Genomic DNA, 11925 nt, shown 5'->3' with positions numbered 1-11925 from the left:
ATGTCCGCTCGTTCCCGTCTCCTCACCCCGACTGCGATCGCCGCGGTGGTCGGCGCTGCGCTGCTCGCCTTCCTCGCGATCGCCGGGCCGCTGCTCTGGGGCGCGGCGGCCGACACCACCGACGTGTCGTCGCGTCTGCTCGGGGCGAGTGCCGCGCATCCCTTCGGCACCGACGAGCTGGGTCGCGACATCCTCGCCAGGGTCCTGGCGGCGACGCGCCTCACCCTGCTGCTCACGCTCGGCGCGACCGCGATCGCGCTGGCCGGAGGAGTCGTGTTCGGCCTCGTGGCCAGCATCCTGCCCCGCTATCCGCGGAGGTGGTTCACCGGCCTCCTCGACATCCTCCTCGCGTTCCCGTGGCTGCTGATGGTGCTCTTCTTCACGGTGATCTGGGGAGCCACCGCGACCGGTGCGATGCTCGCGATCGGATTCGCCGGCATTCCGTCGTTCGCCCGTCTCGTGTACAACCTCGCCTCATCGGTGTCGGGCCGCGACTACGTCAGGGCGGCCCGTGTCGTGGGCGTGGGGCCTGTCGGCATCCTCGTCAGGCATGTGCTTCCCAACATCGCGAACCCGTTCTTCGTGAACGCCGCCGCCACCGCGAGCGTGACGCTGCTCTCGTTCGCCGGCCTCTCGTTCCTCGGGCTCGGCGTGCAGGCGCCCGCATACGACTGGGGGCGGATGCTGCAGGAGGGCATCCTCCGCATCTACGTGAACCCGCTCGCCGCGATCGGACCGGGGATCGCGATCGTCCTCGCCGGTCTCGTCTTCACGCTGCTCAGCGAAGCCGTCGCCGCCACCCGCGGCGCGGGACTGCGCGCGGTCGCCGCGCGAGCGACCGGAGCGGTGACGCTCGCCTCTCGACGCACAGGCCGGGTCCCGGCGGCGACCGAGCCGGCGAGCGACATCGTGGCGGAGATCACCGATCTGCGCATCGCGTTCCCGACGGCAGACGGCGGCGCGGTCGAGCGGGTGCGCGGGGTCGACCTGCGCATCGCACGGGGAGAGATCGTCGGCATCGTCGGCGAGTCCGGGTCGGGCAAGTCCCTCACGGCGATGGCCCTCGCCGGGCTGCTCGGCGACGACGCGATCGTCACCACCTCGGGGCACCGCTTCGACGATCTCGACATGACGCGCACGCTCACGGCATCCGATCGTGCGCGGTTGGGCGTCGAGCTCGGCATGATCTTCCAGGACCCGCTCACGTCTCTGAACCCCGCGCTCACGATCGGACGACAGCTCACCGAGGTCCCCGAGGTGCACATGGGGATGCGGCCGACGCAGGCGCGCGCTCGCGCCGCCGATGCACTCTCGGCGGTGGGGATCGCGAACGCGGCGTCGCGCCTGACGCAGTATCCGCACGAGTTCTCCGGCGGTATGCGGCAGCGGGCGATGATCGGCATGGCGCTGACAGGGCGGCCGCGGCTCATCGTCGCCGACGAGCCGACCACGGCGCTCGACGTGACCGTGCAGCGCCAGGTGATGGGCGTGCTGCATCGCGCCCAGGAGGAGACCGGCGCCGCGATCGTCTTCATCTCCCATGACATCGCGCTCGTCTCCGCCTTCTGCGATCGGGTGATCGTGATGAAGGACGGCCTCGTGGTCGAGAGCCTCGCGGCGGACCGCATCCGTGAGGACGCCCGGCATCCGTACACGCGCGCTCTCATCGCCTGCCTGCCCGACATGACCAGCGACCGGACCCGGCCGCTGCCCGTGATCCCTCCGGAGCTCCGCCCCGAGGCTCTCGACGAGCCAGGGGCTGCGCCGCAGCGAGACGCCCACGACCAGGAGGTGCCGGTATGAACGCACTCGAGATCGACGACCTGAGCGTGCGCTACGGTCGCACCCGGGTCGTCGAGCGTGTGAGCCTCGCGGTTCCGCAGGGGCGGACGGTCGGACTCGTCGGCGAGTCGGGGTCGGGCAAGAGCACGATCGCCGCGGCCGCAGTCGGTCTGGTGCGACCGGAGTCCGGGTCGATCCGCGTCGACGGCGTCGAGACGACCGGAGGCGGAGCAGCGGCGCGACGCGCCCGTCGCCGTATGCAGCTCGTCTTCCAGGACCCGTTCTCGGCCCTCGACCCCCTCATGCCGGTCGGCGACTCCATCGCCGAGGCGCTGAGGTCGACCGGTCGGCGATGGTCTCGGGCAGAGCGCGTCGCGCGCGTGCGGGAGCTGCTCGCCCAGGTGCATCTCGACCCCGACCGGGCGGGTGAGCGCCCCGGAGCCTTCTCGGGCGGCCAGCGACAGCGCATCACCGTCGCACGCGCTCTGGCGGGGGAGCCGTCGGTGCTGATCGCCGATGAGGTCACCAGTGCGCTCGACGTGTCCGTGCAGGGCGCCATCCTGAACCTGCTCCGCGAGGTGCAGCAGGAACTCGGGCTCTCCATGCTCTTCATCTCGCACAACCTCGCCGTCGTGCGATACATCAGCGACGAGGTGTGCGTGATGCGCCACGGCGCAGTGGTCGAGAGCGGCCCCACCGAGGCGCTGCTCGACGCACCGGCAGACCCCTACACCAGAGACCTGCTCGAGGCGGTTCCCGCTCTCGGAGAGAGGATGCAGTTCGGATGACTCCCGCGACCGAGGAGAAGACCACGTCGACAGCGGAAGGATTCGCGGATGCCGCGGAGTCGCTGCGCGATTCGCTGATCGCGATCCGCCGCGAGCTGCATTCCGCGGTCGAGATCGGCCTCGACCTGCCGCGCACGCAGGGGATCCTGTTGCGCGAACTGGCGGATCTTGACCTCGAGGTCACCCGGGGCGAGGGTCTGACGTCGATCACGGCGGTGCTCAGGGGCGGCCGCCCCGGACCGGTCGTGCTGCTGCGCGGCGACATGGACGGACTCCCGATCGCCGAGGCCACCGGACTGCCGTTCGCCGCCACGTCGGGTGCGATGCACGCGTGCGGGCACGACCTGCACATGGCGGGCCTGCTCGGCGCCGCGCGCCTGCTCGCAGCGCGCCGCGACGAGCTCGCGGGCACGGTGGTCTTCATGTTCCAGCCGGGCGAGGAGGGGCAGGCGGGCGGTCGCATCATGATCGAGGAGGGCGTGCTCGACGCGGCAGGCGACCGGCCGGTCGCGGCCTACGCGCTCCACGTCGACAGCGCCACGTCGTCGGGCCGTCTGGTGACCCGCGAGGGGGCGATGATGGCGAGCGCGAGCGCGCTGCGCATGACTCTGCACGGGACCGGCGGGCATGCCGCCTTCCCTCAGCTCGGCATCGATCCGGTGCCCGTCGCCGCGCAGCTCATCCTCGCGACGCAGACCTTCGCCGCACGACGTCTGCCCGCCACCGATCAGGCCGTGATCTCGATCACGCGCCTGAGCAGCGACTCGGAGGCGAGCAACGTCCTCGCGGCGAGCGTGTTCCTGGAGGCGAACATCCGCACCCTGTCGATGACGACCCTCGACACCGTGCGCGATGAGCTCCCGACCATGCTGGCGGGCATCGCAGAGGCGAACGGATGCCGGTTGGAGACCGAGTTCATCGCCTCGTATCCGGTGACCTACAACGACCCCGCGGAGACGCGGGAGGTCCTGTCGGTGCTCGACGGTCTCGTCGGCGTCGAGCGCGTCACGCGGTTGGCGGCGCCGTCGATGGCCTCCGAGGACTTCTCTTACGTGCTGCAGGAGGTCCCCGGCGCCCTCGTGTTCGTCGGCGCAGCCCCCGACAGCGGCCCGATGCCGTTGCACTCCGAGCATGCGGTCTTCGACGACGGTGTCCTGCCTCTGCAGGCGACGGTTCTCGCCGAGCTCGCGTGGCGCCGACTCGCGCGGGGCGAGGCCTGACGGACCGACCCCGCGCGTGTCGCGCTGTCAGCGGCGGCTGGCCGCGTCCGGAGTGCGCTCCGCGGCGCCTGCGTCCTTGGTGCCCTGGGCGTCCGTCGTCGCTGACGCGCGGGGGAGCGTCTCCGGCAGAGACGCGATGCCGATCACGCCGATCACGCTGAGGCCCACGAGGTAGGCGGCGACGAGCCAGGGCGTGCCGCCCGTGAGCCCGACGAGGGCCGTGGCGACGAGCGGCGCGGTGCCGCCCACGAGCGCCGCCGGGATCTCGCGGGAGATCGCGATGCCGCTCCACCGCATGCGCGTGGGGAAGAGCTCGGCGAGCATGGCGGCACTGACGCCGATCGTCGCTCCCTGCACGATGGCGAGGCCGAGGATCAGGCCGAGCGCGACGAGCACCGAGTTCTCGGTCTGGAACAGGAGGAAGAGCGGGAACGCGAACACGATCGCGAAGATCGCGGCGCCCAGCAGCACGGGTTTGCGGCCGATCCGGTCGGCGAGCCTCCCGAACCCGAGGGTGGCGGGGATGGTGAGGAGCTCGGCGACGATGAGGCCGATGAGCGCGTGCGTGGGATTCACGGTCAGGGTGCCGGTCGTGTACGAGATCGAGAACGTCTGGACGATGTACACCCACGGCAGGGCGAACACGAAGAACGCCATACCCGCGAGCAGCGTGCGCCAGTGCGAGCGCACGGCGAGGGCGAGCGGCGCGTGCGACACGGTGCCCTCGCGCTCCGCCGCCTCGAACGCCGCCGTCTCCTTCACGCGCAGACGGAAGTAGAGGGCGAACGCGACGATCACGATGCTCGCGATGAACGGGATGCGCCAGCCCCACGCCTGGAACTGGTCGGAGGGCAGCAGGCTGATGAGCGCGAACGTCGAGGTCGCGAGAGCCATGCCGAGATAGACGGAGGCTCCGGGGAAGCCCGCGATGAACGCGCGGTTCCGCGTGTCCGACGACTCGCTGGCCATGGTCATGGCGCCGGCGAACTCGGCCCCGGCGCCCGCGCCCTGGAAGAGACGCAGCACGATGAGGAGGATCGGCGCCCAGATGCCGATGGTCTCCGCGGTCGGGAGGAGCCCGATCAGCGTGGTGGCGATGCCCATCATGAGCAGCGTCGCGAGCAGCGTGCCTTTGCGACCGATGCGGTCGCCGAAGTGGGCGAAGACCAAGCCACCGATCGGACGCGCGCCGAAACCGACGGCGAACGTCGCGAAAGCGCCGAGGAGCCCGGCGAAGTCGCCGCCGCCCGGGAAGAACAGCGGCGCGAACACGAGGGCCGACGCGAGACCGTACAGCGTGAAGTCGTACCACTCGATGATCGTTCCGACCGAGCTTCCGATCACGGCTCGGCGTCGCTGGTCTCGCGGATCCAGTCCGGGGCGGTCGATGTCGTCGGCGATGTCGATGTCCATGGCACTCCACTGTGTCGGGCACGCCGGTCGTCGGCGGCGATCTCCAGGCTAGGAAAACCGGACTCGCGACCTCATGTGCGCGGAGCACACCATCGGGTCGGGATGGTGGGCTCAGTCCACACCGTCGTGCGAGCGTCGGCTGAGCACCGGGATGTCGCTGCGCACCACCGTGTGCGCGGGAGCCACCGGAACGGCGCCGATGTGGTGGCGCGCGCCATGGTTCGCGCAGGCTGCTCGCTGACACGCTGGAGCCACGGCGTCGACGAGGACGCCGTGGAAGGAACGCACCCATGACATCGGCATCCACCGCCCCGCGCGGATCGACCGGATCCTCGGAACCGACGCCGGCCCCGTCCTCGCAGATCCGCACCATCGTCGCCTCGAGCGTCGTCGGCACGACCGTCGAGTGGTTCGACTTCTTCGCCTACTCGACGGCCGCCGCGCTGATCCTCAACTCCCTGTTCTTCCCCGACTACGACCCGTTGGTCGGCACGATCCTCGCCTTCGGCGGCATCGCGGTCGGCTACTTCGGCCGTCCGCTGGGCTCCATCGTCTTCGGGCACTTCGGCGATCGGATCGGACGCAAGAGGATGCTGGTGCTGTCGCTCGTTCTCATGGGCGTCGCCACGTTCCTCATCGGCCTCCTGCCGACCTACACCGCGATCGGGATCGCCGCTCCGATCCTGCTGATGGTGCTCCGGTTCGTGCAGGGGTTCGCCCTCGGCGGCGAGTGGGGCGGTGCGGTCCTGCTCGTCGTCGAGCACGCCGAGCCGCGGCGTCGCGCCTTCCTCGGCAGCTTCCCGCAGGTCGGTCTCGCTCTGGGGCTCACGTTCTCGACGCTCGTCTTCCTTCCGCTGGTGGCGCTGCCGGGTGACGCGTTCTCGACGTGGGGCTGGCGGGTGCCGTTCCTCATCAGCGCGGTGCTGGTGCTCGTCGGCCTGTTCATCCGGCTCCGGATCACCGAGACCCCGGAGTTCGAGAAGATGCGCGAAGCCGGACGCGAGGCGCGTGTTCCGCTGTGGGACACGCTCAAGACGCACCCGGGTCAGGTGATCTTCGCGGCGTTGAGCTTCGCCGTCATCGGCGCGGTGTTCTACATGCTGTTCACGTTCAGCCTCACGTACGGCACCCGCTTCGTCGGTCACACCCAGCCGGAGATGCTGACGATCGCGACGGTGTGCTCGGTGCTGGCGCTGGTCGGACTCCCGCTCGCCGGCCGGCTCGCCGACCGCTTCGGCGTGGCGCGGGTCTTCGCCGCGGGCACCGTCGTCTCCGTCGTGCTCGCGTTCCCCGCCTTCTGGCTCATCGACACAGGCAGCCTCCTCGCCGCGTACGTCGCGTACATCGCGACGACGGTCGGCTTCTGCGCGACCTACGGCACCCTCGGCGTGCTCTACGCCCAGGCGTTCGACGTGCGCATCCGCTACACGGGCATGTCGCTCGCGCTGGGCATCGGCACCATCGCCGGCTCGGCGTTCGTGCCGATCATCTACCTCGAGCTGCTCGACGTGTTCGGCGGCTCCTGGGCGATCGCCCTCTACATGGTGGTCGCGGGACTGGTGACCCTCTTCTCGGTCACGGTGCTGCACCGCCTCACCCGTCGCGCTGCCGGACGCGACGGCGAATCATCCACGACGGAAGGAATCACCCGATGATCGACGACACCACGCGCCACCTCCTGAGCGGTTGGGCCGGCATCGACGCCGCGCCCGGGTCCCTGGCGGGGGTGGTGGTGGTCGACGTCACGCGCGTGGTCGCCGGGCCGTACTGCTCGATGATCCTCGCGGATCTCGGAGCCACCGTGATCAAGGTCGAGAACCCCGACGACCCTGACTACACCCGCACCTTCCCGCCGCTGCTGCCCGGCACGGACGGCGAGCCTCTGAGCGGCTTCTTCGCCCAGTTCAACCGCAACAAGCTGGGGGTCACCCTGAACCTCAAGAGCCCCGGCGCCGCCGAGGTGCTCGACCGGCTCGTGAGACAGGCCGACGTGCTCGTCGAGAACTTCCGCCCGGGCACGATGGAGCGGCTCGGACACGGGTACGACCGACTCAGGGAGGTCAATCCTCGCCTCGTGTACGCCGCATTGAGCGGGTACGGGCAGACCGGTCCGTATCGGCTGCGTCCCGCGTACGACAACAGCGCGCAGGCCACGGGCGGCCTGTGGTCGATGAACGGGGAGGCGGGCCGACCGCCCACGCGCGTCGGGACGATCATCGGAGACCTGGCGGCGAGTCTGTACGGGGTGATCGGCATCCTCGCGGCGCTCAGGCACGCCGAGCAGACGGGCGAGGGGCAGCTCGTCGACATCTCGCAGCAGGACTCGGTGCTGACCCTCACCGAGAACGCGGTCGTGTCGTACACGGCAGAGGGCATCGTGCCGGAGCCGCTCGGCAACGAGCACCCGTTCGTGCGCCCGTACGAGCTGTTCCCTTGTAAGGACGGGTTCGTGTTCTTCGGCGGATACACCGACAAGTTCTGGCGCATCTCGTGCGAGACCTTCGGAAGCGCGGCCGATTGGGCGGACCATCCCGATCTGCAGGCGATGGCCACGCGGTTCGATGCCGACGTGTACCGCGAGAAGGTGCGCCCGCTCGTGCTGGGATGGTTCGCCGACCGCACGAAGGCGGAGCTCGAGGCCCTCGCCGGCGACCTGGTGCCGCTGAGCGCTGTCAAGGACATCGGCGAGGTCGTGGAGGACCCGCAGATCGCGGCGCGGGGCATGATCGTGGAGACCGAGTACCCCGGCCACGGATCGCTGCGCACGTTCGGCTCGCCCGTGAAGCTCGACCGGACGCCGCCGCAGACGTCGGGAGCGGCGCCTGCGCGCGGCGAGCACACGGACCGGGTGCTCGCCGACCTGCTCGGGTTCGCGCCGGACGACGTCGCGGCACTGCGTGCGGAGGGTGCGATCTGATGTCGATCCGGCTGGAGAGCGACGGCGGCGTCGGGATCATCACGATCGACCGCCCCGAGAAGCTCAACGCGCTCACACTGTCGATGTACGACGAGCTCGGGGCTGCCTTCGCCGAGGTCCGCGACGATCCGGGCATCGGGGTCGCGGTGCTCACGGGGGCCGGCGACAGGGCCTTCTGCGTGGGGGCCGACCTCGGGGAGTCGATCCCCGCTCTCACCGCGGAGAGGTTCGACATCAGCGAGTGGGATGCCGCCCATCAGAAGCACTCGACCCTCGAGAAGCCGGTGATCGCGGCGATCAACGGACTGTGCCTGGGCGGCGGTTTCGAGATCATGCTGTCGACCGATATCCGGCTCGCAGCCACTGAGGCGCAGTTCGCGCTGCCCGAGACGGGGGTGGGCGTGGTCCCGGCCGGTGGCACGCTCGTGCGACTGATCCGTCAGATCCCGTACGCCTTCGCCATGGACCTGATGCTGCGGGGCACCCGCATCGACGCGGAGACGGCGCTGAGATACGGCCTCGTGAACCGCGTCCTACCCGGAGCAGACCTCATGAACGAGGCGATCGGACTCGCGGAAGAGCTGCTGCAGCGCAGCGGGACCGCCATCGCCACGGTGAAGCGCGCCGTGCGCGCCCTCGCCGACCTGCCGGAGGACGAGGCGTTCCGGCAGGAGGCCGCTCTCGGTCAGCAGGCGTTCGCGAGCGACGACGCCCGCGAGGGTCTCGACGCGTTCGCGACGCGACGGCCGCCGTCGTTCCCGTCGCGCACGGCGATGCGGGTCGGCTCGCCCTCATAGACTGCTGGCAGTCCCGATCGTCGCTGCCCGAGGAGACGCATTGACCGACACAGCAGTGAGCCCCGCCGCGCTCGTGCGCGAGGTCCTCGCGGCGACGCGTGCGCAGCCGGGCGAGCGCACGACGGCCGTGAGCAGGATGCTCGTCGAGGCCGACGTGACCGGCGAGGAGCGCGACCAGCTCGTCGCCGCGGTGCGAGACTCCCAGCAGCAGACCGCGCGACTGCGTCGGCGCGCGACCGAGCTCGAGGCGCTGTTCTGGACCGCGCGCGAGCTCGTGCGGCTGCAGGACGTGACCGACGTGCTGCGCCGGCTCGTGGAGCGGGCGCACGAGCTCATGGGCACCGATGTCACGTACCTGTCCGAGGTCGACAACGAGCAGGGCGATCTCCGCGTGCGCTACTCGGCGGGCACCGTCACTCCGGAGTTCCGCGACCTGCTGGTGCCTGCCGGCTACGGGCTGGCGAGTCTCGTGGCGGAGACACGCGAGCCGGCGTGGGTCAGCAGCTACCCGGACATGGCCGAAGCTCCGCACGACGCGGGCATCGACACCGCGGTCGAGCGGGAGGGACTGGTCTCGTTCCTCGGTGTGCCTCTCGCCATCGGCGAGGAGGTGCTCGGCGCGCTGTTCGCCTGCAACCGGTTCTCGCATGACTTCACCCCCGATCAGGTGCTGCTGCTCTCGGCGTTCGCCGACCACGCCGCGGCCGTCCTGCACAGCGCGCGGGTGCTCGCGGAGAGCGCGGCAGCGCGTGCGCACGCGGAGGAGGCCTACCGCGAACTCGAGCGGCACGTGTCGGCGACGAGGGTCGTCGGAGCCATCCATGAGGAGCTGACGGCGGCGGTGATGTCGGGTGCCACCGTCATCGACCTCGTCTCCACGCTCTCCGATCGTCTCCGTCGCCCCGTCCGTGCGGTCGACGAGGCTGGCCGCCCGCTCGACGCGAGCGCGGACACCCGGGCTGCGCTCCCGTCTCGACGATCACTCGGCGACGCGATCCGTGAGAGCAGGACGAGCGGTCATGCCGTGCTCGTGCAGGGTGAGGAGGGCGCCCGGTGGCTGGTCGTCGCGATCATCGGCGTCGATCGGGTCCTCGGGGCGATTCTCGCCGAAGACGCCGACGCGGCGACCCATGATGTCGCGCGTCTCACGATGGAGCGTGCCGCGCAGGTCGCAGCCCTCGTCTCCTTCAAGCGCGACGCCGTCTCGGCGATCCGAGCGGAGCGTCGGGCCCGCGTGCTCGCCGCAGTGCTCGACGGGGATGCCGACGCCGCGGCGCTGGCCGTCGAGCTCGCCGAGCCGGTCGTGGCGGCCGCGGTGCTGGATGTGCGCGGACACGAGGGAGCCCTCGGGCTGGCCGCGGAGGTGGTCGGCGACGAGGGAGTGGTGGCGGTGCGTGACCACCTTCTGGTCTTGGCATGGACCACCGTCGACGTCGAGGGCGTCACCGAGCGCGTGCGACGCGTGCTCGCGGACCGCCTCGGCGATCCGGGTCTCTCCGCGGTCGTCGTGTCCGCCGTGGAGGGCGTGGCGGCGCTGAGGTCGTCCGTCGACCGTGCGGCCCGCGATCTGCGCTTCCTCGATCCGCTCGGCATCCGCGGCGTCACGGTGCGTTCTGCCGACTTCGCCCCGTACCACGTGCTGACCTCGGGCGCCCCCGACGCCGCGGCTCGTTTCGTCGACGGTGTGCTCGGGCCCGTGCGAGCGTGGGACGAGCGACGAGGCACAGTGCTCGTCGAGACCCTCGGCGCCTATTTCGACCGGGGCGAGAGCAGACAGGCCACGGCCGCCGCGCTGCATGTGCACCCGAACACGGTGCAGCAGCGGTTGGATCGCATCTGGTCGCTCCTCGCGGGCGAGGCCGACGACGCGGAGTTCCGTTTTCGACTTCAGGCGGCCGTGCGTCTCGAACTGCTCAGACGCGCTCTGCGCTGAGGCCGGCCCGGCGACGCGTCACTCGCACTCTCCGAGGAAGCCGAGGTAGCAGACGGCCTCGTGGGTCTCGGCGGGACGGTAGTCGTCGTTCGATACCTGTCGGGTGTCGATCTCGGGCGTCCGCGTCAGATTCCCATACGTGCCGAGTGTCGCGACGTACGCGCCTTCGCTGTCCTGCGCCCGCATCTGGCTGATCGCGTTGCTGTAGTCCGCGCAGATCGCCGTTGCGGTCTCGGTCAGCTCCACACCGGCGCAGTTCGCGTCGTAGCTGGCCTGCAGCAGGTTGGTGCAGTCGGTCCAGTCCTGGTTGACGTAGCAGGGGTTCACGGTGTCCATCGAGACGTCGTAGCGACCGGTCTCGTATTCCTCACTGTGGAAGGTCTCCGGCTGCTCCGGCACGTCGACCTTGGTCCAGTGCCGTGCCGTCGTGAAGGCCGTGACGACGACGATGGCGATGATCAGCAGCAGCGCACCGAGGATCGACAGAGTCACCCACAGACCGACGTTGCGCTTCTTCGCCGGGGCGCCGTCCGACGGCATCCCGGCATACTGCGCGGTTGCAAAAGGAGGGGAGCCGGGGTCGCCGCCGGCCGTCACCGCCGTCGGAGCGTACGCCGCCGTCGGCTGCGCGTTCGGTGCCGGTGCACCGGGGTATGACGATGTGGGAGCGCCCGGGTACTGCGCGGTGGGAGCGCCCGGGTACGGCGACGTGGGCGTCTGGGCGTGCTGCGGGCCAGGGGAGAAGGGCGGCGGTGCGGCGTCGAAGCCCGGCGCGGCCGTGGGTGCGCCGGCAGCCGGTTCCGGCGAGACGGAGGGCGCAGCGGGTGGCGGGGGAGTCTGCTGCGCGGCGGCGGGCTGGAGGGAGAGCCAGTAGGCGTACCAGCCCTGAGAGGACGCCGGATCGTCGGCCACCTGCTGCGCTTCGACGTCACTGAGCTGCAGACCCAGCGGGCCGCGCATGTCCGCTCGCTTGAGGGCCTCACGGAACTGATCGAGTGACATCGTCATACACATGAGGATGGCAGACCGTGGCGTCCGCGAACAATTCCCCGCCTTCGTCCTTTGCCCGGCGCCG

Annotated in this window: 10 protein-coding genes; 7 read left to right on the top strand and 3 right to left on the bottom strand. The window is 70.6% G+C overall.

What is annotated here, in order from left to right:
* The 3 genes from MRBLWO14_RS01135 to MRBLWO14_RS01125 are packed head-to-tail and all read left to right on the top strand — an operon-like array spanning nt 1 to nt 3790.
* Complete coding sequence (locus MRBLWO14_RS01135) at nt 1-1803, top strand: dipeptide/oligopeptide/nickel ABC transporter permease/ATP-binding protein (RefSeq protein WP_341934656.1); 1803 nt, start codon at nt 1-3, stop codon at nt 1801-1803.
* Nucleotides 1800-2570: an ATP-binding cassette domain-containing protein gene (locus MRBLWO14_RS01130; protein ID WP_341934655.1), complete on the top strand. Its 771-nt coding sequence runs from the start codon at nt 1800-1802 to the stop codon at nt 2568-2570. The genes MRBLWO14_RS01135 and MRBLWO14_RS01130 overlap by 4 nt, the downstream gene beginning before the upstream one ends.
* A complete protein-coding gene (locus tag MRBLWO14_RS01125; protein ID WP_341934654.1) occupies nt 2567-3790 on the top strand; it encodes a M20 family metallopeptidase in 1224 nt (407 codons plus the stop codon). The genes MRBLWO14_RS01130 and MRBLWO14_RS01125 overlap by 4 nt, the downstream gene beginning before the upstream one ends.
* A 27-nt stretch (nt 3791-3817) precedes the next feature.
* Here MRBLWO14_RS01125 and MRBLWO14_RS01120 read toward each other — a convergent pair whose 3' ends face one another.
* Together MRBLWO14_RS01120 and MRBLWO14_RS01115 are read right to left on the bottom strand one after the other, a co-directional pair.
* Nucleotides 3818-5203, bottom strand: coding sequence for an MFS transporter (locus MRBLWO14_RS01120; RefSeq protein ID WP_341934653.1), 1386 nt, complete (start codon nt 5201-5203; stop codon nt 3818-3820).
* 111 nt (nt 5204-5314) lie between these two features.
* Nucleotides 5315-5500, bottom strand: a complete 186-nt coding sequence (locus MRBLWO14_RS01115) for a hypothetical protein (RefSeq protein WP_341934652.1) — start codon at nt 5498-5500, stop codon at nt 5315-5317.
* On the opposite strand from MRBLWO14_RS01115, the gene MRBLWO14_RS01110 reads away from it, so the two are divergent.
* Genes MRBLWO14_RS01110 through MRBLWO14_RS01095 form a run of 4 tightly spaced genes read left to right on the top strand, consistent with a single transcriptional unit; the run spans nt 5494 to nt 10850 of the window.
* On the top strand, nt 5494-6858 hold the full coding sequence (locus MRBLWO14_RS01110; protein WP_341934651.1) for an MFS transporter: 1365 nt from the start codon (nt 5494-5496) through the stop codon (nt 6856-6858). The genes MRBLWO14_RS01115 and MRBLWO14_RS01110 overlap by 7 nt on opposite strands.
* Nucleotides 6855-8120, top strand: coding sequence for a CoA transferase (locus MRBLWO14_RS01105; RefSeq protein WP_341934650.1), 1266 nt, complete (start codon nt 6855-6857; stop codon nt 8118-8120). Before MRBLWO14_RS01110 ends, MRBLWO14_RS01105 begins: the two co-directional genes overlap by 4 nt.
* Nucleotides 8120-8917 carry an enoyl-CoA hydratase/isomerase family protein gene (locus MRBLWO14_RS01100; RefSeq protein ID WP_341934649.1) on the top strand — a complete coding sequence of 266 codons (798 nt, stop codon included), beginning with the start codon at nt 8120-8122 and terminating at the stop codon, nt 8915-8917. Before MRBLWO14_RS01105 ends, MRBLWO14_RS01100 begins: the two co-directional genes overlap by 1 nt.
* A gap of 40 nt (nt 8918-8957) precedes the next feature.
* A complete protein-coding gene (locus MRBLWO14_RS01095; protein ID WP_341934648.1) occupies nt 8958-10850 on the top strand; it encodes a helix-turn-helix domain-containing protein in 1893 nt (630 codons plus the stop codon).
* An 18-nt stretch (nt 10851-10868) separates the two neighbouring features.
* Here MRBLWO14_RS01095 and MRBLWO14_RS01090 read toward each other — a convergent pair whose 3' ends face one another.
* Nucleotides 10869-11858: a hypothetical protein gene (locus tag MRBLWO14_RS01090; protein WP_341934647.1), complete on the bottom strand. Its 990-nt coding sequence runs from the start codon at nt 11856-11858 to the stop codon at nt 10869-10871.
* Between the last annotated feature and the right edge of the window lie 67 nt (nt 11859-11925).

The sequence above is a fragment of the Microbacterium sp. LWO14-1.2 genome (assembly GCF_038397715.1).
Classification (GTDB): domain Bacteria; phylum Actinomycetota; class Actinomycetes; order Actinomycetales; family Microbacteriaceae; genus Microbacterium.
This window is presented reverse-complemented; position numbering and strand designations above follow the sequence as displayed.

Coding starts and splice junctions, on each gene's coding strand:
- MRBLWO14_RS01135 (WP_341934656.1), top strand. CDS start 1: ATGTCCGCTCGTTCCCGTCTCCTCACCCCGACTGCGATCGCCGCGGTG.
- MRBLWO14_RS01130 (WP_341934655.1), top strand. CDS start 1,800: ATGAACGCACTCGAGATCGACGACCTGAGCGTGCGCTACGGTCGCACC.
- MRBLWO14_RS01125 (WP_341934654.1), top strand. CDS start 2,567: ATGACTCCCGCGACCGAGGAGAAGACCACGTCGACAGCGGAAGGATTC.
- MRBLWO14_RS01120 (WP_341934653.1), bottom strand. CDS start 5,203: ATGGACATCGACATCGCCGACGACATCGACCGCCCCGGACTGGATCCG.
- MRBLWO14_RS01110 (WP_341934651.1), top strand. CDS start 5,494: ATGACATCGGCATCCACCGCCCCGCGCGGATCGACCGGATCCTCGGAA.
- MRBLWO14_RS01115 (WP_341934652.1), bottom strand. CDS start 5,500: ATGTCATGGGTGCGTTCCTTCCACGGCGTCCTCGTCGACGCCGTGGCT.
- MRBLWO14_RS01105 (WP_341934650.1), top strand. CDS start 6,855: ATGATCGACGACACCACGCGCCACCTCCTGAGCGGTTGGGCCGGCATC.
- MRBLWO14_RS01100 (WP_341934649.1), top strand. CDS start 8,120: ATGTCGATCCGGCTGGAGAGCGACGGCGGCGTCGGGATCATCACGATC.
- MRBLWO14_RS01090 (WP_341934647.1), bottom strand. CDS start 11,858: ATGACGATGTCACTCGATCAGTTCCGTGAGGCCCTCAAGCGAGCGGAC.